The sequence below is a fragment of the Terriglobia bacterium genome, assembly GCA_020072645.1.
Classification (GTDB): Bacteria; Acidobacteriota; Terriglobia; order Terriglobales; family Acidobacteriaceae; genus Angelobacter.
Genome location: JAIQGK010000006.1, coordinates 275,403 through 297,393, shown reverse-complemented (window position 1 = coordinate 297,393; position 21,991 = coordinate 275,403). Strand labels below are relative to the sequence as shown.

The window sequence follows — 21,991 nt, the reverse complement described above, 5'->3', positions numbered from 1 at the left end:
CCCGCACAAGGGGAAACCTCGATCGCTCAGTTGCTTTTGCTAGTTCGCCGCGCCGCCGCGCAGTACATTGGCGGCCAGAAAGCCCTTGGGCCCTTTCATGAGCTCATATTCCACGGTTTCGCCCTCGTTCAGCGTCCTGTAGCCATTTTCCTGAATAGCGGAAAAGTGGACGAAAACGTCTTCCCCGGTAGAGCGTTGAATGAAGCCATAGCCTTTGGCTCCGTTGAACCACTTCACAGTTCCCTTCTCTTTCACAAATGCAACTCCTTTCGCCTCAGCATCAGATTGGAATCTCCGCCTTTGCAACCGCGAAGGTGGAGAAAAAAGGTTGTTGCTTTGCCGCCAGATGGCTCTTTTCCGCAACCGATGGCTGCCGTGCCGGAAGGCCCGAAGGCGACTCCAGCAACCGGATCGTTCGGCGAGTTCAAACTGCTGTACAAAAACATCAACCAGAGTGCGCCCTGCGGGACAAGTCGCCGGGAGCAGAGCATAATATTCAGGAACTCCGGTTCTTGTAAAGCACTTTGTTTGCATAGCGAGGTAACGCCAAAGGGAACTTGTTTTGCGATACTTTCGTTTGTCCCAAAATGGTACTTATAAAAGTTGGAAGGAAGCGCTTTTCTGTTACGATTTTCGCAGGCTCTCCATGACATCAGGTTCAGTTTCGCCAGCCGTTGACGCCGTGCCGATTGCGGCTCCGGAATCGCCCGCTTCCCGGCTATTGTTGCGTCCATGGAAGCACATGCTGATGCATCGCGGCTGGCCTACCATGCAATACCTGACGCGGACTGAAGCACATACCTACGCTTTCTCCGTGGCGGCAAATGCGATTCTCTCATTTTTTCCTTTCATGGTTCTGCTTATGTGGCTGATTCGAAATGTCTTCCACTCAGCAACCATGTACAACGTGGTGGTGGATTTATTGCGGGACCATCTGCCTGCCGGCCAGGATTTCGTAATCCGCAACCTTCAGTCGCTGGTAAAGGCGCGTCAACGCGTCAAGATGGCCTCGGTCGTGATTTTGCTCATTACCTCCACCGGTGTTTTTGTGCCGCTGGAAGTGGCTTTCAATCGGATATGGGGCTTTGCCAAAAACCGTTCTTACCTGGGAAACCAGATCATTTCACTGGCGCTGGCTTTCGCCTGCGGCATATTGGCGCTTATTTCAATCGGGATGGCGGCGGGGAATGAGCTGGCATTGACTTTCATGATGCGGGGCAATGAAAACATTCTTTTCCGGGCCGCCACGTTTGTGGCGCTCAAGGTCTGCGCCACGCTGGCCAGCATTGCCATCTTCTTCCTTATTTACTGGCTGCTGCCCAACGGCAAAATCAAGGCCAGAAGCGTACTTCCGGCGGCGGTCGCCATGGGCGTGCTGTGGGAAGTAGGAAAAGTTCTATACATCAAGGCCCTTCCCTGGCTGGATTTTCAGGAGGTTTACGGACAGGCATTTTCCATCTCAGTGGCCCTGATGTTCTGGGCCTTCATCTCCGGCTTAATGTTGCTGGCGGGTGCACATTTGTCATCTGATTTCACACCTGAAGCCGCTGAGACGGCGGCCAACGATGGAGATCAGAGCAGTGTTGAGTATTCGTAACTTTCGACTTTTGGTTTTTGTTAAATTCTCGCGTCCAGACTGCGCGAATCACTTCTGGTGGCGATAGAATTCTCGCAGTACCTGGATTCCCTCCCCTGGGCGTTTGCCCTTTCCCCTGCGCTGGTTTCCACGGGCCCAAAAACAAACATGCAGTTGTTGCGTTTTGACGACTGCGTGCACTAAAGAGGGAGGTATTGCGGGAGTTTGATTCGCACGTGGCCGGCAATGATCTTGAATGGTTATAGGGAGCGCGATGCAAGCTCGCGCGAGAACTCTCTCCGCCTGTTCCTCTGCTACTGCCGGCAAAGATAGATTTGCAGTTGAGGCCCCGAAATAACTTTACGGTCGTTGCGCGCTCGAATGACCGCCTACTCTAAAGGAGAAAAATATGCGAAAAAGCATGATTCGTACGATGCTAGCAATGGTTTTATTGGTAACAGTGAGCGCGATACAAGCTCACGCGGCCACGCTCCCCGCGCCAACTCCACCGCTGCCGCCGTTGCATAGTAATTAAGATTTGCGGTTGCCGTGTGGCTAGTTTAAGCTTGCCGACGCTCTTGTGAAAAATAGCGAACTAGTTTTGACCATAGTGGGCACTGGGCTGGCAGCAGTCCTGTGCCTGCTGTTGATTGTGCGGCGCGTTTATCGGCAATTCCCGTTCTTTTTTTCCGGTATTAGTTTGTCCGTAATCGCAACGATTGTCCTGTTGATCGTAAGTAATAACATCCGCTACTACGCTTTTGTGTTTTGGCCAAGCGATGCATTGGGAGTTTTTCTTGCTTTCTTGGCCCTCAATGAAGCGCTGCGTTCGGTATTTCGGAATTTTTTGGGCATGAAATGGTTCCGGTGGCTTTTCCCGGGAATTGGCATCGTAATGCTCAGTGTGGCGGTTCTACGCATTTTTTTAGTTCCACGCCCAGCCTTCAGTTTGTTCACTACAACCATCATTGGCCTGGAAATTGCGGTGGGATTGCTGCAATTTGGCATATTTTCCCTATTTATTGTTCTGGTCAGGTTGTTCCACCTGCGCTGGGGGCAGCATGCCGCAGGGATTGTTTTTGGCTATGGGGTCAATGCCGCCGGGTTCCTGGTGGCCTTCCTGCTTCGTTCCGAATTTGGAACGAAATTTGACCCGGTTGTCAGAATTGCACCTCCTATCGCGTACATTATTGGGGTGGCCATTTGGCTGGCCACATTCTTAAAGGCGGAGCCCGTACGGCCGGAAGCGGCATGGGCCGCGACGCTTACGCCGGAGCAGATGATCACAGAAATTAAGAGGCATACCAAGACGGTGAAAGGCATTCTGGGACGATGATGTTCGATATCATCACGATATTCCTGGTCGGCATACTGCTGATAGTTGCCATTTATACCGCCGTCCAGTATCGCGGCAAGTTTCCCAAACGCACCATTGAAGACGTGACCCCTTTTCTGCGGCCTGCGGAGCATGAAGAACTTGAGTCATTGCTGGATCCCGCGCAGGAAACCAATTTCCGGATACGCATGTCACCACAGGAATTCAAGGATTGGCAGCGCCGGCGGATCCATTTGCTGCGCGAGTATTTGCTGCGCATGTCGCACAACGCCCTGGTGCTGATTGAATGGGGCAACATGGAGACTGCCGAGGCCGGAAACGATGCCGAAGCAGTCCGCCAGCGGCAGTTAATGGCGCAGGAACTGGTTCAGGCGGCTACGGAGTTCCGGTTATATTCCTTTTTGGCGCTGGTCAAGCTGAAGTTATGGCTGGTGCTGCCTTCGCCCTTTAGCCTTCTGCTTCCCTCCCCCAGTCTGCCTTCCATGCGACACCTTTTTGGCATTGACGCGCTTGGCTGCTACCAGCGCCTCAGGACGGCCGCCAGCAGCCTGAGCCTGACGCACGGCCTGCAATTCCGTGACGCCTTGCTGGAACGCCTTTAGTATCCATCTTTCCAGTGATTTCCCCGTGGGGCCGCGCTCACCGATATAATCGGTGAAGATTGGCTGTCTGGTCCCAAATCACGCGCAAGCTGGCCTCAGCGGGCTTGATGCCGCGCACTCGCCTGGCACTGGCAACTCTTTATCTGGCAGGGATGACAGCGCTACTGCTCTTATTGAAATGGCTGCTCAAAGTGGCCAATGCACGGAGCGCCGCTGACGCCCTGGGCGGCTGGACGACCTTTCTGGGCTGGACAGTCTCAATGCTGTTACTGTGGCTGGGCCTGCGCTGGCTGCGCGACCATGTAATGTGGAGCGTACGAAATCGCCTGATCGTTACCTATCTGTTTATCGGCGGCGTGCCGGTGACGCTTGCCGTGGCCATTGCTCTTCTGTCCGGATATCTGGTACTGGGCGACCTGGCCGTGTTCAGCGCGATTTCTGAAATCAAAGTGGAAGCGAACCGCCTGAGCGCCGCCAATGCAGCGGCGGAAGAGGAAATCACGCGGCACAGCAGCAACCCGGAAAAGATCACCGCAAGAGACACGTCATTTCCCGGACGTTCAATCGCCATTCTGCCTACGTCATCTGTCCCCGGCTGGGTTAAAGATGGCTTTACCGGGCTGGTAAACGAAAAAGGACACATTTACCTACGCGCCGTGAACTCTCACCAGGATCCAAGCGGCAATGCGATGGTGATTTCAAGCGTTCAGCTTGATCGAAAATTTCTGGCCCGGATTGCCAGCAAGGTCGGATCACTCACGCTCTATAGCGATGAGAAATTGCTCGAGGCCAGTGGCCCCAACACACAAGGCGCCGTAGCGGCTTCGGGCCGAATCAGCGCCGGCAGTGTGCCCGCCCCTATAAACACGCTGGACCCCGAAGTTGATTTTGGCGGACAAATTCAAGTAATCGATTGGGAAAACGGCTCTTTGGGAACACGATTCCTGGGAGGTACCACAAGGTTTTCCACTGTCTATTCCTATATCACGGCGTCCATGGGCATTGGGAGCACGGTAATCGTAATTGCCCTGATCGGGCTGGCGATTGCGTTCGCCGTTGTGGTGCTTGTTGCGTTGTTGATCGGCATTGGCCTGACCAGAAAAATTACCTATTCGGTGGCGAATCTCTACCGCGCCACACAGTTCATCAACCGCGGCGATTTCAGTCATCGCATTGACGTGCGGGCAAAAGACCAATTGGCTGCGCTGCAGGTTTCATTCAATTCGATGACTGACAATCTGCAAAAGCTGATCGCTGAGCAAAAGGAAAAAGAGCGGCTGCAAAGCGAGCTGGAAATCGCGCATGAAGTACAGGCACAGCTCTTTCCGCGAGAAAATGTTGGGACCAGCACGCTTCAACTGCATGGCATCTGCCGTCCGGCGCGTATTGTAAGCGGCGACTATTACGATTTTCTTTCCTATGGGCCGGAGCAGGTGATGGTTGCAGTGGGCGATATCAGCGGCAAAGGCATATCCGCAGCGCTATTAATGGCCACCATCCATTCCGCCGTGAGGGCGTATGAGCAGGAACAGCTTGTTTCCGTGGGCATGGCCGCGGCTTATGGCACCAACAGCAGGGTTGCAGCATTTGAGGCGCGAATGGCGCCGCCTTCCCCAGCGCAGATGCTCTGGCTTTTAAACCGGCACTTGTTCCAAAGCACGCAGCCGGAAAAATATGCCACGCTGTTCCTCGGCTTCTACGACGACGAGAAACATCGGTTGACGTATGCCAATGCCGGACATTTGCCTCCGATCGTCCTGGGAGCCGATGGAACCGTGCGTCGCCTGGAAACCGGTGGAACTGTCGTTGGGTTGTTTCCCGACTGCGACTATGCGGAAGAGACCGTGGAACTGTATCCGGGCGATATTTTTATTGCGTTTAGTGACGGCATTACGGAACCGGAAAATGAGTTCGGCGAATTTGGAGAAGACCGCCTGATTGAAACCGTTGCCGCCAATCGTCACCAGCCGCTGGACAGAATCACTGAACATGTAATCTCCGCAGTCCAGGATTGGATTGGCTCAACCGAGCAACCGGATGACATTACAGTGGTGCTGGCGCGCAGGATTTAGCCGCTCAAGCCTTATTTTCTTGCTCCTGCTGTTGGCAATCTTGGTGACTCTCCGTATGTTTCGCTTACGCGAAAATCTATCTGCCTTTATGTTGTACATCTGACTTTTGCTGCTATTGGAAGAAATCACCCCATGAAACCAACTGGCAACATCCATCGACTTCCCGCTACCGATTCATGGCAGCGCCAACCGCAGATCAAGAACGCTCTGGTGCATCGCATTAAAAGCATCACCGGCGAAATCCATTCCATCCAGGCAGAAATGCATGGCGAACTGAATGAGCCAGCAAACGAAAATAAGCTGGCCAGATTTTTTGAAGATGAAAATGCCGTACAGTCTCTTAATGATTTCAAAGTGGAGCTAGACCAGCTTCGCCGGATTTTGTGGTTTTATCTCGAACAGGCTTCCGCCCAGCCTTCTGCAACGATCAACAACGAGCAGCAGGACACGCGACTGCAACGTGTCAACGAACTGTTGCGCGCTCTGGCCCCAGCGGCGAAATCCGCAATCCCCGGGGAGACGATCCAACCCTCAGTTTCATTCTTTGAGCGGCTCGACGTTGTGATTGACACTTACATGCAGGAGAAAAAGCCTGCCACCCAGTTAAAAGCCAAAGCCGCCAAAGCGGGCTATTGATGCGAGTTCGCCAGCCTGTGGTCCAGGTTGGCGATCCGCCATCCCGTTTCAAATACCAGCCGCGCCACTTTTGTCATCTTGGTAAAGTCAATTTTCTCGATCGTATCCGTCGGCCGGTGATAATCCACTGAAGTTCCGTCGAAATAAAAAATGATGGGAATGCCGTGCTTGGCATAATTCCAGTGGTCTGACCGGAAATAAATCCGCTCTGGATTGTTAGGATCATTGTAGTAATAATCCAACTTCATCTTCTGGAATTGCGAGTTAGTCTCTTCACTGAGCTGGTGGAGCTCCTGGCTGATGCGGTTTGATCCCACCAGATACACGGTGTTCGCGTCAGTAAGGTGATCGTCCTCCATTGCATTATCTCCGGGCGCCTTGGAACGTCCAATCATGTCGATATTCAGGTCAGCCACCATCTGCTTCAGCGGCACCACGGGCGCGTATTCCGTGTTGTATTCCGATCCCAGCAGCCCCAGCTCTTCACCGGCATGGAACATCACCAGCACTGAGCGTTTTGGCCGCTCCAGTGACATGGCATGCGCAATGGTCAGCACGGATGTGGTTCCCGATCCGTCATCATCGGCGCCGGGATAAATTTCGCCTCCGGGGCCTGTCTTTAGATGGTCGTAATGCGCGCTGAACACTACGTATTCATGCTTTAGCACAGGATCTGTGCCTTCAAGAATTCCCGCAACGTTTTGCGTTGTGGCCTTTGTCTGCTGCGTGGCGACGGTCATTTTGGCGGTAAGGTCCACGCTCTTTGTCTGCAACTTCTGCTTGTGATTGACTGCCTGATACACGGTTTTAAGGTCGAGCCCGCAAGCCGCCAAGAGCTCTTCTGCCACTGCCGGTCCCAGCGTTACTTGAGGCAGATTGCCATCCGCGTCGCGCGCCAGCCGTATATTTTCACGCGAAGCTGCTCTCTCCTGAAAGCCCTTGCCTTTCATCAGCTCCAGCAGGCGTTGCGGCGGCAACTGCAGGATTCCAACTGCGCCGTGAGCGCGCGCTGCTCCCTGGCCGTATTCATTCCGGTCAAGGCGAGACATATCGACGCCGGAAGGCACGCCGGGCACGATCAGGACAATTTTCCCTTTCACATCCAGGCCGGCATAATCATCCTGGTGTTGCGATGGCGACGAGATTCCCGTTGCCACAAAAACAATCTTTCCTTGCGCGTCGCCGTTCCCGCCTTCAGCCGGAATATAGAAGTCGCCGAAGTGATAAGACTTAGGCTTCCCTTCAAAACTGATTTCTAGTACGCTCTTTGCCGTGTCCGGCTTGCTTGAGATCACCTGAAAAGTCTGCAGAAAATCGCCATGCTCGCCCGCGCCCTTGAAACCATAAGCCTCAAGATGTGACGCAATGTAGCGCGCCGCTATGGCGAAGCTCGGCGAAAGCGTATACCGCCCGCCCAACTCCGGAGATGAGAGAAATTCCAGGTGCATGCGCAATTCGCCGGGAGTGATTGAATCCACTGTGGGCGGCACTGCTGGCAGGACAACTGCCGTTGGGGATGTTGCATACAGTGCGCCCGAGGCAGCCAGGGCTACGCCCAAAGCCATTTTTGCAGGAAAGGTTTTAAGACGGTTCACAGTCCGATGGTAGCAGCCCACGATGGAGCTTACAATCGGCACGCGATTTCCAATACCGCACATGGATACGGTTAAAATCATACGCGGAACCCTATGGAACTCAGTTGAAACAAAACATCATTGTTCTTGAAGACGATTCGGACATTGGCAACCTGGTGCGCCATCACCTGCAGGCGGCCGGATTCAACGTGCGCCTTTGCATTTCTGGCGACGAAGTATTGCCGCAAGCGCGCAAGCAGCCGCCCGTCCTTTTTCTACTTGACATCATGGTTCCCGGACACAGCGGCTTTGAAGTTTGCCGCCAAATTCGCGAAAGCCGTGATCTTGCCCGCATACCAATCATTTTTCTAACAGCGCGCGCAGGTGAGGAAGACCGCGTTCGCGGCCTCGATCTTGGCGCCGACGATTACATCACCAAACCTTTCGGCACTCGCGAACTTACTGCCCGCGTCCGGGCGGTTCTGCGGCGTTTTGAGCAGCCCTTGACCACAAGCATTACCACTCCCGACTTTGAACTGCATAGTGACTCCATGACGCTCATGGTGCGCGGCAAGCCCACGGACGTTACGGCCACTGAATTTCGTCTGCTGCATTTCCTCGCCTCGCATCCGGGCCGCGTCTATTCTCGTGATCAGGTGCTTGATGCCGTGTGGCGCGATCTATCCTTTGTAACGCCGCGGTCCGTTGATGTATATATCCGGCGGCTGCGCGAAAAAATCGAGCAAGACCCGGAAGATCCCAGGTATCTCAAGACTGTCCGTGGCGCGGGATATAAGTTTGAGGCGCCCAAATGAGAAACCGCATTTTTCTGAAAGCCATGGGTGCGTTTGTCGCGGTGATTGCCGCCGCAACGCTCACACTGGACATCAGCATCCGGCACACCTGGGAAAATGCAGTACACAATGACATTGAGAAACTCCTTGTCCAGAACGCCCAGGGCTTTGCGTTGCGTGTTCAGAATGACCACCAGCATTCGCTGCAGCAGATGGCCGATGAAGAAGCGCGCATCACGGAAACGCGGGTCACCATCATTGCCCGCAATGGCGTGGTGTTTGCCGACTCTGTGGCCGATTCCCAAACCATGGAAAACCATGCCGGCCGGCCTGAAGTGGTGGCCGCTCTTGCGGGAAAAATCGGCAGTTCGTCTCGCGTCAGTCATACAGTTGGCATTGAATTCCTTTACCTGGCCGTTCCCAGCGGTGACAAGATAGTTCGCCTCGCTTATCCACTTTCCAGCTTGCAGCGGCAAATCGCTTCGATCCGCACCAACCTTCTGCGCGCCACCGCGCTTGCATTGCTGCTGGCGCTTGTACTGGCTGCAGTCATTGCAGAAGTGATTTCCCGCCGGCTGCGTCGCATTGTGCGTTTTGCCGGGCAGGTTGCTGCCGGAGATCTTTCCGCGCGCATTGCTGTAACCAGCGCTGACGAAATAGGCCAGGTAGCTATGGCCCTTGACCGCACCGCGCGGCGACTGGAAGAAAACTTTGCCGCCGTGCGTGAGAGCCGCTCCGAGCTTGAAGCGCTTCTCAATAGCATGACGGACGGCGTGATCGCCGTTTCTCCCGACATGAAAGTGCGATGGGCCAACCACGCCATTGCCGGCATACTGCACCAGCCGGTCCGCATCGGTGTTCCCGTAGTCGAATTGCTGCGTCATCCTGACTTTCTCGCCACAATTAATGAAGTCCTGAAATCAAAGCGCCGTGAGAGCACCATTGCCACTTCCCTTTCCGGACGCAAATCATTTTCCGTGACCGCGGAACCGTTGCCCGATGGAGGCGTTGTCTCCGTGCTGCATGACATCTCTGAGATTGAGCGCGTGGAAAAAACGCGGCGAGATTTCATCGCCAACGTCTCTCATGAGCTGCGCACGCCGCTCACTTCCATTCGCGGATATTCTGAAACGCTTCTTGAATCTGACGGCCTGCTTAATGACAGCGCTCGCGATTTTCTTCAGGTCATTCGCCGCAATGCGGAGCGCATGGGCCGCCTGACGGAAGACCTTCTGGTGCTGGCTCGCGTTGAATCTGGCGAGGAAAAACTTGATTTGCGTCCACACTCCGCGCGCATTTTGCTTGCTGAAGCGGCTTCTTCCATGCAGGAAGATGCCCGCGCGGCCCAGGTTGAGCTCGTGATTGAAGACATCCCGGATTGGTCCGTGCTGGCCGATAATTACGCTGTTCATCAGGTCTTCGGCAACCTCATAAGCAATGCCCTGCGCTACGCCCAGAGCGGAAGGAAGATTGTGGTTGGGGCACACGAGCGCGAAAGCGGCATTGAGTTCTTTGTTCGCGACTTCGGCCCCGGCATCGCCTCTGAACATTTGCCGCGCATCTTTGAGCGCTTTTATCGCGTCGATAAAGCGCGGTCCCGCGAAAGCGGCGGCACTGGTCTTGGTCTGGCGATCGTTAAACATATTGTTCTCAATCACGGCGGCTCCGTCCGGGTGGAAAGCACCGTCGGACACGGCACGACCTTCTTCTTCCTGCTGCCCAAGGTCTAGTTCTCTTGCCTCCCCTATCCGCGCTTGTCCGTTTGAGCCGCAGTAAGCTTTTTGCTCTTCCGATCACCAGATTCCCCGATCACCGGATCACCCGATCTTTATGCCTCCCCCCTCCCTGGGGATCCCACCGCATCCCCGGTCATTCCAGTTTGGCGTGGGTTTCAGAGCAATCACCGGTTTTCCTCCCCGTTCCTCCGTGTCTCTGGTCTCCCTGGTAGGCGTTGGGTTTTGCCTGGACTGCTTTTATTTCTCCGCAGTGAAACTCAATTCTTTGTTTTTGGGTGAAGTCCGACCACTTTGCATCTTAGGCCAAAACTTACCCACAAAGAAAGCACGAAACCGGCCATGTTCAATTTCGCGTGCTGCGAGAAACACTGATTGGCCAAAATTCTTTGCAACTTTCCGGGAGTACAGCGCCGGGCACCGGCGTTTGTTCTGATGGTTCATCGCTCCGTTGTGCCGCCAATTTTGTCGATCTCTCTCTGGATTGTGAGCTTGTTGAGACTTTTCAGGGGAAGACAGAGAAAAAGACTGATTCGGCGGTCCAGCGTTAAAAAAGCGCTGTGAAATGCCCACTGTATCTCTTCCTCGCTGCCTTGCGCTGCGGCCGGGTCCGGAATGCCCCAATGGGCTGTCATCGGCTGACCCGGCCAGACAGGACACACTTCAGCGGCGGCGTTGTCGCAGACGGTAAATACAAAGTCCAGGTGCGGCGCGCCGGGTCTGGAAAACTCTTCCCAACTTTTGCTCCGGTATCCATGAGTGGGCAAATGTGCTTTCTCCAGTTGCCTCAATGCGCCCGGATGGACGGAACCTTTTGGGTGACTGCCGGCGCTGTAGGCGACGAAGTTTGGTCGCCCCTTCTGGTTCATGATTGCCTCAGCCATGATCGATCTGGCGGAGTTGCCTGTACACAGAAATAGAACGTTGAAATTATCTTTCACTCGCGCACCCTCCGCTTAAATGTTACTATGCATTTATGCACCTACATGCATAGACTGAAGACGCAGGAATCTTACACGAAAAGATAAATGGGTAAAATCCTGGGGGTGTCGCGAAATGAAGGGTGTGGAAGGTTATTTTAAGGGCTTGGCCGATATCACCCGGTTGCGCATCGTTAATCTGCTTTTGCGTGGCGAACTCTGCGGGTGCGACATTCAATATGTAATTGGCACAGCGCAATCCAATGTTTCCCGGCACCTGACCTATTTGAAACGCTCAGGTCTGGTACACGACCGGCGCGAAGGCTTTCGGATTTATTATCGGCTTTTGGAGCAGAACAACTCGAAGCATATCGCTCTTATTTCCTATCTCAAAAGTGCATTGACTGAAAAAGTGTTTGTGGCCGACAGGAAACAACTCGCTAAGGCAGTAAAAGCGGGCGCTTGCAGCATAAGTGAATTAAAGGCTGGTTTGGTTTCCCCGCGTTCTGCAAGGCAAACAAACTTGAGGAGATAAAAGTCATATGAGCGCAGAAGTAATCTGCTCTGCCAGTTCCGGCCAGTGCACGCCAGTGAATCGCCGGCGCCTCAGATTTCTTGACCGCTATCTTACCTTGTGGATTTTTCTGGCCATGATTCTGGGCGTTGGCCTTGGGCATTTTCTTCCGGTCGCCACGTCTTTGATTGGGCGGTTTCAAAGAGGCGCCACCAACATCCCAATCGCATTGGGATTGATTCTGATGATGTATCCTCCGCTTGCCAAAGTTCAGTATGAACGGCTTGGAGAGGTGTTTCGGAATCGAAAGGTCCTCGGCTTGTCTCTGATCCAGAACTGGGTGATCGGGCCAATATTGATGTTTTTGCTGGCGGTCATCTTTCTCCGGGGCTATCCGGAATATATGACAGGGCTCATCCTTATCGGTCTGGCCCGATGTATTGCAATGGTTATCGTGTGGAACGAATTGGCCAGTGGCGACTCTGACTATGCCGCCGGGCTTGTTGCTTTCAACAGCGTTTTCCAGGTCCTCTTTTATAGCGTTTATTCATGGCTTTTCATTACGGTTCTTCCACCTGCAATCGGATTAAAAGGCAGTGTTGTTGCAGTCAGCATTGGGCAAATTGCTCAGAGCGTTTTTATTTATCTTGGAATTCCCTTCCTTGCCGGCATGCTCACGCGCTTCGTTCTGTTAAAAGCAAAGGGCAAAGACTGGTACGTTACTCGTTTCATTCCCATGATCAGCCCTTTAACGCTTTTGGCGCTGCTGTTCACGATTGTGGTGATGTTTAGCCTGAAAGGCGCTCTGATCGTTACGTTGCCGCTTGATGTGGTGCGGATCGCGATACCTTTGCTGATCTATTTTGTCATCATGTTCCTGGTGAGCTTTTGGATGGGCCGGAAAGTTGGAGCCGATTACAGCAAAACCACGACGCTCGCATTCACAGCCGCCAGCAACAATTTTGAACTTGCAATTGCCGTTGCCGTTGCCGTTTTTGGCGTAAACTCCGGCGTTGCTTTTGCAGCCGTGATAGGTCCTTTGGTTGAAGTCCCTGTCATGATTGGGCTTGTGAATGTCGCCTTTTGGTTCCAGCGCCGCTATTTTGCTGAAGCTCGTACACCTGCCTTGCACTCGGCACGATAAAGGGGCGGCATGGCCCAAGCTTCATGCTTTTTCTGTCTCACCAACAAGGTTGCTGTTTTTGCCCCCCAAACCTCACCACAGATAACACTAATTTACACGGATCAAAGAAGTTCAATAGGACTTTTTTCAATTTGTAAATCCGTGTCATCCGTGTTCATCCGTGGTGAGGTTTGCTTTTTTGTGCAAAGGACTCTGCCATCCTGAATTCACTCCGCATTCACATTTCCTTCATCGCTCGTTAACAAATGTTGCCTATAAGAGTGCGTTGCACCAAATTGCAAAACGTAGAAGCAACAAGCGTCACGATCGCATTTCTAGCGCGGCAAAATTGTTATCCCCATCGTGGAGGAGATTGAATGAAATTGTTCCGACAAATATGTCTTTTGCTTCTGGTTTCCAGTTTTGTCTTTGGCCAGAGCGCGCCCAACAACACAAACACTGACGATAGCCGCATCTCAAACCAGATCAAGACTTTGCAGGATGCCATCGCCAGCCAGCAACAGCAGATTGAATCATTGCGCCAGGAGTTGGCAGCCAGAAAGCAATCCGATTCAGCTCCACATCTGGCCAATGCCTCGCTCACCACAACCAGCACCGCGAATGCGATCACGCAGGAAACGGAAAAGCCCAAGCAGTCGCCGCTTTCATTCCGCATTGGCGGCACAGACTTTACTCCCGGCGGTTTTGTGGATTTCCAGAACATCTTTCGGACAGTCAATACAGGCAATGCGATTGGCACAAACTTCGGCGCCATCCCCTTCAGCAATACCGCTGCGGGACATCTCACCGAATATCGCGCCTCTGGCCAGTATTCACGCTGGAATTTGAAGATTGCGGGTAAGTACGGAGCCAACAACATTACCGGGTTCATTGAAGGCGACTTTAACGGTAACGATGCTGCCAACGTTTTTGCCACAACCAACCCCCACACTCTGCGCATGCGCCTCTTCTTTGTGGATGTAAAGCGCGGCATATGGGAGTTCACGGCTGGCCAGGCCTGGAGCCTGATTACGCCGAACCGCGTAGGAACTTCGCCGATGCCCTCTGATCTGGCGGCTACATACTCAACTGACGCCAATATTCACGCAGGAATGCCATACTCGCGTGATGGACAGTTCCGCCTGACGATCCGGCCCAACGACAATTTCTCATGGGCCGTTGCCATCGATAATCCGCAGCAATACACCAATGGTGAAGTTACAGTCCCAACGGCGTTCAATGCCGTCCTGACTCCGCAGCTTGACGGCGCTGCCACCGCAGGCGTTCCCAACCTGATTCCTGACATCATGAGCAAGATGGCCTATGACACCAAGATGGGCGGTCGAGCATTCCACCTGGAAGGCGGCGGAGTTGTTACTTCAGTGAAAGTTACCAACATCCCCGGAGGCGCCACTACATTTCACGGCCATTCAAGCTTTGGCACGGCTGGCATGGGTGGCTTGAATTTTGAGCTGGCCAAAAACTTCCGTCTGATGGCTTACGGCATTTACGGGACCGGTACAGCCCGGTACTTCAACGGTCTTGGACCCCAGTACGTAGTGGCTCCGATTGCCACCGGGCCAGGCACGTTTACGGTGGATCCCTCCATGGTCCACTCCGGTTCCGCTTACACCGGTATTGAAGCCACTATGGGCAAGACCCAGATTGGCGCTTACTACGGCGGCTATTACTTTGGACGAAATTCGTTCAATGACCTGACTGCAGCCGCCACTGCAACGCCAATCTCCTGCGCTCCGGGGTTAGTTGCGATCAACCGGCCCTGCATCGGCTTTGGCGGAACAAACTCAGCCATCAACAATAACCGCGCCATTCAGGAAGGCAGCTTCGTTCTGACGCAAACGCTGTGGAAGAACCCGCAATACGGAGCATTGTTGCTGATTAACGATGCCAGCTATTCAACCCGGGCACCATGGTTCGTGCCAGCAGGTGCACCCAAGAACGCCCATATGTTCATGGACCACCTCGTATTGCGCTATGTAATCCCGTAGGCCGCAGTGCACAATTTCTCCCTTGCTTTATTTTTGAGCGCCGGCCTGAGCAGCCGGCGTTCTTTTTGCGAATCTACTGCGAACGTCACGTCATGAAATCTCCCCTTTTGCTTATCCGCGCCCGAAGGCATGGTCTTAGTCATGCCTGATACGAGCTGCCCTGCCCCGAGAGCGGCGCTAACCGCACGAAGTTTGACTATGCATCGGCGAATCGAGATGTCTTCAGAAAAAAACAGCTAAAGGCTAAGAGCCAGCAGCTAGTAGCTAGACGCTGCTTTTTAACACTCGTTTAACACTCCTTTGTTAGCTTCATCTCGTGCACACGGAGATCAACACTGAGGAGCGACAATGAAAATGAGATTTGCGATGGCATTGGCAGTAGTGGCCGCGATGCTCGGCGTGGCGAGCGCGGAAACGGATTTGACCGGTGCGGGCGCGACTTTCCCGTATCCCATGTATTCCAAGTGGTTTGATGAGTACCACAATCAACATTCTGACATCAAAATCAACTATCAATCCATTGGCAGCGGCGGCGGCATCAAGCAGATTCAGTCTGGGACCGTTGATTTCGGCGCCAGTGATGGCCCCATGACCGATGAACAGATTGCGCAAACTCCGGCCAAAGTTTTTCACATCCCAACCGTCCTTGGCGCTGACGTGCCTATGTACAACGTTACGGGTGTAACTGGCGAGCTCAAATTCACGCCGGACGTGCTGGCTGATCTGTTCCTCGGCAAAATTAAAAAGTGGAACGATCCCCGGCTGGCCAAAGCCAATCCTGGCGTCAAATTTCCCGATGAAGATATCGTCATCGTTCATCGCTCGGATGGCAGCGGAACAACTTACATCTGGACCGATTATTTGTCCAAGGTCAGCTCTGAGTGGAAGGACAAAGTCGGCAAAGGCACATCGGTAAACTGGCCAGTCGGTCTGGGCGGCAAGGGCAATGAAGGAGTTGCGGGAACCGTAAAACAAACCGAAGGAAGTCTCGGTTATGTTGAACTCATTTACGCCGTCTCCAACAAAATGCCTTACGGCAGCGTGCAAAATGCTGCTGGATCTTTCGTCAAGGCCAGCCTTGACTCAGTAACGGCGGCAGCCGCCTCGGTCAAAGACATGCCGGACGACTTCAGGGTCTCCATCACCAACGCGCCCGGCAAAGCTGCATACCCCATCAGCAGCTTTACCTGGCTCCTGGTTCCCGCGGAATGGAAGGATGCAGGCAAGGAAAAAGCTTTTGTGGACTTTCTAAACTGGATGGTCGACAAAGGACAGACCATGACGTCTGCGCTCCAGTACGCTCCATTGCCAAAGAATGTGGCCGCAAAAGTGAAAGCGCGGATCAAAGAAATCAAGGTAACTGCAAAACAGTCTGCAAAGAAATAAACAAAAATTCCTTCAACTCCTTCCAGCGCCGGTTTAACCTGCCGGCGCTTGTTTTTTAACAGTCTATTAACAATCGTCTGCTAGCTTCTGAGACATGCGAACCATGCCGGAGCACGGGCCTTCCCGGGGCTCAGAAGTGCCTGAAGCAGCAGAGATGTCGGCTCCTGTTTTGGGCAGCTCGGAAACTTTGCAGGTTGTGCCTAAAAGCCGCCTGGTTTTCCGGGAAAACGTGTTTGCCGACCGGGTATTTCGCGGCGTTATCCTTCTCTGCGCGCTGGCTGTGCTGGCCATGGTGGGTCTTATCTTTTTTGAACTGGTCAGCCAGTCGCGCCTTTCCATATCTAAATTTGGGTTCAAGTTCCTGGTCAAGCAAATCTGGGATCCTGTTGCTGAAGATTTTGGCGCGTTGCCTTTCATTTACGGCACGATCGTTTCCTCATTGGTCAGTCTCGTAATCGCGGTCCCTCTCTCTGTTGGAACGGCGCTCTTTCTCACCGAGATCTGCCCGCTGCGCATTCGTGCGGTCCTCTCTTTGCTGGTTGAACTGCTTGCGGCGATTCCCAGCGTAATCTACGGACTCTGGGGCATCTTTGTTCTGGCCCCGTTTGTTCGCGTGCATGTGGAGCCATTTCTGGCCAGGTATTTCGGCTGGACAGGTTTGTTTGAAGGCCCGAAATACGGCTGGGGAATGCTTGCTGCCGGGATGATTATTGCCATTATGATCCTGCCCATCATTGCCTCCATTACCCGTGAGGTCATCACCGCCGTTCCGCGCGTGCAGCGCGAAGCCGCGTTGGCGCTGGGAGCTACAAAGTGGGAAATGCTGCGCATCGCCGTCCTGCGCAACGCTCGGCCAGGTATCTTCGGCGCGGTGATTCTGGGGCTTGGCCGTGCCCTGGGTGAAACCATGGCCGTAACCATGGTGATCGGCAACCGTCCGGAAATTGCGCGTTCCCTCTTCGCTCCCGGATACACGCTTGCCAGCGCGGTTGCCAATGAATTCACTGAGGCTGTTGGCAATTTGTATTTAAGCGCTCTGATGGAAATGGCGCTGATTTTATTTGTGATCACCCTCATTGTGAACGCTCTGGCCGGGTTGCTGGTATGGTCTATAGCCCGGGGAAAACCATCGAGGGCGCTTGCTTAAAAACCCTCATACCACTTCTCTCCGCCGCAGGCTATCGAATTGGATCGCCCTTGGCCTGATTACTGTTGCTGCGCTCATAGTGACTGTGCCTCTCTTTTTAATTTTGGGAACAGTCGTAGTCCGAGGCTTGGGTACTTTCAATTGGGCGTTCCTCACCCAGATTCCCAAACCGATTGGTGAAGAAGGTGGCGGCATGGGTAATGCGATCCTCGGATCTATCTTGCTTTTGGGCTTCGCCAGCCTGATCGGTGTTCCGTTAGGAATTGGCGCAGGAATCTTTTTGGCCGAATACGGCCGCAACAAATTCGGCAACATCGTCCGCTTTACCGCCGACGTGCTCAACGGAGTGCCCTCTGTGGTAATTGGCATGACAGCGTGGGCTCTGGTCGTGGTTCCACAAGGGCATTTCTCCCTCATTTCCGGAAGCGTGGCTCTCGGCATTATGATGATTCCAGTGATTTCCCGCACCACTGAAGAAGTCCTGCTGCTGGTGCCGCAGTCCATACGCGAAGCCGCTCTGGGGCTGGGGATTCCCAAATGGCGCACCATCCTTTCTGTTGTGCTTCGTTCGGCCAGCGCCGGAATTGTCACCAGCGTAATGCTGGCATTTGCGCGCATCGCCGGTGAGAGTGCGCCCCTCATGTTTACCGCCTTCGGCAATGAGTTCTGGAGCTCAAGTCCCAACCAACCGGTGGCAGCGCTCCCCTTGCAGATATATAAATACGCCATCCAGCCCTATGAGCAGGCGCACGCTCAGGCATGGACTGCTGCCCTGGTTCTCATTTCTATGATTGTGCTTACTGTCGTTTTTGTCCGGTTCATCGTGAGCCGCGGCGTCATCAAGGGAGCCAGTTGATGGACGCAGGCATTCACGTGGCCCATTTGAACGCCTGGTTTGGGGCCAAGCAGGCGCTGTTCGATATCGGAATGGAAATTCCAGCCAAAAAGGCCACCGCCATCATTGGCCCTTCCGGCTGCGGCAAATCAACTTTTGTGCGCTGTCTGAACAGGATGCATGAAACGTTGCCCGATACGCGCGTGGAAGGCACGGTCTGCATCGGAGACTTGGACGTTTACGGCAAGGGCGTTTCGCCGGTATGGATACGTCGCCGCGTTGGCATGGTATTTCAAAAAGCCAATCCGTTTCCCACCATGTCGATTTATGACAATGTGGCTGCGGGACTAAAGCTGAATGGTTTTCGCAATCGGCGTGAACTCGATCAGGTGGTGGAGCGGTCTCTCAAGCAGGCAGCACTTTGGGACGAAGTCAAAGACGATTTAAAAAAGAAATCAGGCGCCAGTCTTTCCGGAGGGCAGCAGCAGCGGCTTTGCATTGCGCGAGCCTTGGCAGTAGAACCAGAAGTGCTGCTGATGGATGAACCCGCTTCCGCGCTTGATCCCATCTCCACCGCCAAAATTGAAGACTTGATTTTCGAACTGAAAAAGGAATACACGGTTGTGATTGTCACGCATAACATGCAGCAGGCCGCACGCGTGGCGGACTTCACCGCTTTCTTTCTCATGGGCAACATGGTGGAATTGGATAAGACAGAAACCATGTTTACCAAGCCTTCCAACAAACGCACGGAAGATTACATTACCGGGAGGTTCGGATGACGCGTACGCGTTTCCATCAGGGACTTGACGACTTAAAACAAAAGCTGCTGGCCATGGGCGGCATGGCGGAGCAGGCCGTGGAACGCGCAGTGAGGGCCTACCAAACCCGCGACCTCTCCCTTTGTGAATTGGTTCTGCGCGATGAATCCAAGATCAATGCCGCTGAGCGCGACGTGGACGAAATGTCCATTGATTTGCTGGCAATGCAGCAGCCCATGGCCATTGACCTTCGCTTCATCGTCGCCTGCATCAAAATCAATGCCGACCTGGAACGTGTCGGCGACCAAGCAGTCAACATCGCCGAACGTGTCATGGACCTGCTGACGCGCCCCGACCCCGCTTTGAACGTGGATATTCCACGGATGGCGCAGCTCAGCATCAGCATGGTTCGTGACGCCCTGAATGCTTTTCTTACGGCCGATGTTGATATGGCCCAGGCAGTGCTGGAACGCGATGACATGGTTGACAACATGAACCGGGAAATCTTTGAGGCCGTTGATGCCGCAATGGCCAAGTCCGCCGGCATGCACCGCAACCTGCTGGACACGCTCATCGTGGCAAGAAACCTTGAGCGCGTGGCCGACCATGCTACAAACATTGCTGAAGACGTTATCTTCTGGGTTCGGGGAGCGGACGTAAGACACCACTCACAAGCCTAATAAATCATCTACTTATACTCAGCTATTAGAGTAATACATTAATACTGCCACATTGGAGCAAGTCCTCTATCTTGGCCGGAAACAAAGTACAATGATCGGGAGGCATCAAACAACGAACAATGGCTCCAGACCTGCCTCTGTCCAGCGCATGAACCGGTCAGTATCAGATCCGTCCCTTTACATCAATCGTGAGACTTCATGGCTTGCATTTAACCGTCGTGTGCTTGAAGAAGCGAACGATTACCACAATCCGCTATTGGAACGGGTAAAGTTTCTGGCGATCACGGCGAGCAATCTTGACGAATTTTTTGAGGTCCGTGTCGCCGGTCTTCTGCAGCGCATTGAAGAAGGCTACATTGATGCCGGTCCTGATGCGCTTTCCGCCCAGCAAGAGCGCGAGTTGATTGCCAGAGAAACGCACGAGTTTGTCCAGGAGCAGTACGATAGCTGGAACAACAGGTTAATGCCCGCGCTGGCAAAGGAAAACATACGCGTTCTGGACTTGAAAGATCTTGCTCCGGAGCAGGAAGCCTTCATAGACGCCTATTGTGAAAAAGAAGTTGATCCGCTGCTCACGCCTGTAACGGTGGATCCGGCGCATCCTTTTCCGCGCGTGCTGAACAAGGCGCTCTGCATTGCATTGTTGCTTAAACGCAAGCGGCGGGCCAGCGGCACTTACATGGGTGTGATTACCGTCCCGCGCGTGCTTCCTCGCCTGGTACGCCTGCCATCGCAGACTGGCATAGATTACGTTTTTCTCGCCGATCTTCTCACGTATCACGCGGCCACGATGTATCGCGGGTATGAAATTGTCTCGGCTGCGTCATTTCGTGTGACCCGAAACAGCAATCTGTATGTCGAGGAGGAAGAATCGCGCAACCTGCTTGAGTCCGTCAGGACAGAACTGCACCGTCGTCGTAAAGGTGATGCTGTGCGGCTGGAGATTGACGCCAATGCCAGTGCGGAAATTGCCCGACGGCTGCAGCAGACCTTTGAACTTGAGGACTGGCAAATTTTTTACACGCAAGGCCCGGTAAACCTTTCCCGACTCTTCAATTTTTATGAGATCGAGCGGCCTGAGCTGAAATTTAAGCGATTTGTGCCGCGTGAATTGCGGCTTCCGCCCAACACTCCCAACATCTTTGCGGAGCTGCGCAAGCGCGACATCCTGCTCCACCATCCTTATGATTCCTTTGATGCGGTGGTGGATTTCGTTGAGAGCGCGGCAACGGATCCCGCCGTTATCTCTCTGAAGCAGACAATCTATCGCACCAACCGAGATTCGCCAATTGTGGGAGCGTTGATCGCCGCCGCCGCGGCTGAGAAAGAAGTGACTGCCGTATTGGAATTGACGGCGCGCTTTGACGAGGCCTCGAATATCCAATGGGCACGTACGCTCGAAGACGAGGGTGTTCAGGTTTATCACGGGCTGGTGGGCCTCAAGACCCATTGCAAGCTTTGTCTGCTCGTCCGCCATGATCCTGACGGCAAGACGCGACGGTACGTTCATATCGGAACAGGCAATTACAATCCGACAACAGCGCGCTTCTATACGGACCTGAGCTTGCTCACGGCTGCGCCGAATATCACCTCGGCGGTTCACTCGGTATTCAACTATCTCACCGCCTATGCTGAAGCGCCGAGTTACACTCCGCTAGCCATTTCACCGATCGACCTTGCCGCAACCACGCTGGAGCAGATTCATCGCGAAGCCGAGCACGCGGCCAACGGAAGGCCGGCGCGGATTATCGCCAAAATGAATTCGCTACTCGATAAAAACGTGATTGAGGCTTTATACAGGGCGTCGCAGGCAGGCGTTCCCATTGATCTTACGGTGCGCGGCATGTGCTCGTTACGGCCGGGAGTGCCGGGTATCAGCAACAACATTGTTGTCCGCAGCGTCGTGGGCAGATTGCTGGAACATACGCGTATTTTTTATTTTGAAAATGGCGGTGAAGATGAAGTCTACATCTCAAGCGCTGACTGGATGCCACGCAACCTTTATGAACGCGTTGAAGTTCTATGTCCAGTGCTGGATCCGCATTTGAAGCAACGTGTAAAAAGCGAGATACTGGCTGCTTATCTCGCAGACAACGTAAAGGCGCGCTTTCTGGACCGTAACGGACACTACACACGACCGGCACGTAAAAGTAGAGAACCAGCTTTTTCAGCCCAGGAGTTCCTGATTGCCGTGGCAGAAGGCACAGCCACGGCAGCCGATATTCCTGAACCAGCCACACCCCGGCCCAGAAGGTCCATTGGCCGGCGCAAAAGACAGGTGCTTGCCCGATAG

General features: G+C 53.7%; 19 protein-coding genes. 16 read left to right on the top strand and 3 right to left on the bottom strand.

Translation table 11 applies throughout. The features are described from left to right. Positions 1–39: 39 nt before the first annotated feature. Positions 40–255 (bottom strand): cold-shock protein, encoded by a 216-nt coding sequence (locus tag LAO76_11340; protein MBZ5491515.1) that lies wholly within the window; start codon positions 253–255, stop codon positions 40–42. A 487-nt stretch (positions 256–742) separates the two neighbouring features. Between LAO76_11340 and LAO76_11335 the strand changes: the two genes are divergently transcribed. The 5 genes from LAO76_11335 to LAO76_11315 all read left to right on the top strand — a co-directional run bounded on the left by LAO76_11335 (position 743) and on the right by LAO76_11315 (position 6,222). Next, positions 743–1,597 carry a YihY/virulence factor BrkB family protein gene (locus LAO76_11335; protein ID MBZ5491514.1) on the top strand — a complete coding sequence of 285 codons (855 nt, stop codon included), beginning with the start codon at positions 743–745 and terminating at the stop codon, positions 1,595–1,597. Between the two features lie 832 nt (positions 1,598–2,429). Further along, positions 2,430–2,912, top strand: a complete 483-nt coding sequence (locus LAO76_11330; protein MBZ5491513.1) for a hypothetical protein — start codon at positions 2,430–2,432, stop codon at positions 2,910–2,912. Continuing rightward, on the top strand, positions 2,909–3,514 hold the full coding sequence (locus LAO76_11325) for a hypothetical protein (GenBank protein ID MBZ5491512.1): 606 nt from the start codon (positions 2,909–2,911) through the stop codon (positions 3,512–3,514). Before LAO76_11330 ends, LAO76_11325 begins: the two co-directional genes overlap by 4 nt. A 107-nt stretch (positions 3,515–3,621) precedes the next feature. Beyond that, a complete protein-coding gene (locus LAO76_11320) occupies positions 3,622–5,586 on the top strand; it encodes a SpoIIE family protein phosphatase (GenBank protein ID MBZ5491511.1) in 1,965 nt (654 codons plus the stop codon). Positions 5,587–5,718: 132 nt separating this feature from the next. Continuing rightward, positions 5,719–6,222 (top strand): hypothetical protein, encoded by a 504-nt coding sequence (locus LAO76_11315; protein ID MBZ5491510.1) that lies wholly within the window; start codon positions 5,719–5,721, stop codon positions 6,220–6,222. Here the strand turns inward: LAO76_11315 and LAO76_11310 are convergent. Next, the gene (locus LAO76_11310; protein MBZ5491509.1) at positions 6,216–7,859 is read right to left on the bottom strand and encodes a M28 family peptidase; all 1,644 of its coding nucleotides are present in this window, start codon (positions 7,857–7,859) and stop codon (positions 6,216–6,218) included. The two genes, LAO76_11315 and LAO76_11310, sit on opposite strands and share 7 nt — an antisense overlap. 62 nt (positions 7,860–7,921) lie before the next feature. Here LAO76_11310 and LAO76_11305 point away from each other — a divergent pair, with 62 nt between their 5' ends. Both LAO76_11305 and LAO76_11300 read left to right on the top strand, forming a co-directional pair. Continuing rightward, a complete protein-coding gene (locus LAO76_11305; GenBank protein ID MBZ5491508.1) occupies positions 7,922–8,611 on the top strand; it encodes a response regulator transcription factor in 690 nt (229 codons plus the stop codon). Next, positions 8,608–10,320 (top strand): HAMP domain-containing protein, encoded by a 1,713-nt coding sequence (locus tag LAO76_11300; GenBank protein MBZ5491507.1) that lies wholly within the window; start codon positions 8,608–8,610, stop codon positions 10,318–10,320. Before LAO76_11305 ends, LAO76_11300 begins: the two co-directional genes overlap by 4 nt. 443 nt (positions 10,321–10,763) lie before the next feature. Here the strand turns inward: LAO76_11300 and LAO76_11295 are convergent, their stop codons facing one another. Continuing rightward, positions 10,764–11,264 (bottom strand): arsenate reductase ArsC, encoded by a 501-nt coding sequence (locus tag LAO76_11295; protein MBZ5491506.1) that lies wholly within the window; start codon positions 11,262–11,264, stop codon positions 10,764–10,766. 115 nt (positions 11,265–11,379) lie between these two features. Here LAO76_11295 and LAO76_11290 point away from each other — a divergent pair, with 115 nt between their 5' ends. The 9 genes from LAO76_11290 to ppk1 all read left to right on the top strand — a co-directional run bounded on the left by LAO76_11290 (position 11,380) and on the right by ppk1 (position 21,991). Next, a complete protein-coding gene (locus tag LAO76_11290; protein ID MBZ5491505.1) occupies positions 11,380–11,778 on the top strand; it encodes a metalloregulator ArsR/SmtB family transcription factor in 399 nt (132 codons plus the stop codon). Between the two features lie 7 nt (positions 11,779–11,785). Next, a complete protein-coding gene (arsB, locus tag LAO76_11285) occupies positions 11,786–12,901 on the top strand; it encodes an ACR3 family arsenite efflux transporter (protein MBZ5491504.1) in 1,116 nt (371 codons plus the stop codon). A gap of 356 nt (positions 12,902–13,257) precedes the next feature. Further along, complete coding sequence (locus LAO76_11280; GenBank protein MBZ5491503.1) at positions 13,258–14,889, top strand: hypothetical protein; 1,632 nt, start codon at positions 13,258–13,260, stop codon at positions 14,887–14,889. Positions 14,890–15,243: 354 nt separating this feature from the next. Beyond that, entirely contained in the window at positions 15,244–16,275 is a 1,032-nt protein-coding gene (gene pstS, locus LAO76_11275) for a phosphate ABC transporter substrate-binding protein PstS (protein ID MBZ5491502.1), read from the top strand. A gap of 154 nt (positions 16,276–16,429) precedes the next feature. Further along, positions 16,430–17,422, top strand: coding sequence for a phosphate ABC transporter permease subunit PstC (gene pstC / locus LAO76_11270; protein MBZ5491501.1), 993 nt, complete (start codon positions 16,430–16,432; stop codon positions 17,420–17,422). Continuing rightward, a complete protein-coding gene (gene pstA / locus LAO76_11265) occupies positions 17,415–18,278 on the top strand; it encodes a phosphate ABC transporter permease PstA (protein ID MBZ5491500.1) in 864 nt (287 codons plus the stop codon). The genes pstC and pstA overlap by 8 nt, the downstream gene beginning before the upstream one ends. Beyond that, positions 18,278–19,039: a phosphate ABC transporter ATP-binding protein PstB gene (gene pstB, locus LAO76_11260; GenBank protein ID MBZ5491499.1), complete on the top strand. Its 762-nt coding sequence runs from the start codon at positions 18,278–18,280 to the stop codon at positions 19,037–19,039. Before pstA ends, pstB begins: the two co-directional genes overlap by 1 nt. Then, entirely contained in the window at positions 19,036–19,698 is a 663-nt protein-coding gene (gene phoU, locus LAO76_11255) for a phosphate signaling complex protein PhoU (GenBank protein MBZ5491498.1), read from the top strand. The genes pstB and phoU overlap by 4 nt, the downstream gene beginning before the upstream one ends. A gap of 148 nt (positions 19,699–19,846) precedes the next feature. Next, on the top strand, positions 19,847–21,991 hold the full coding sequence (gene ppk1 / locus LAO76_11250) for a polyphosphate kinase 1 (protein MBZ5491497.1): 2,145 nt from the start codon (positions 19,847–19,849) through the stop codon (positions 21,989–21,991).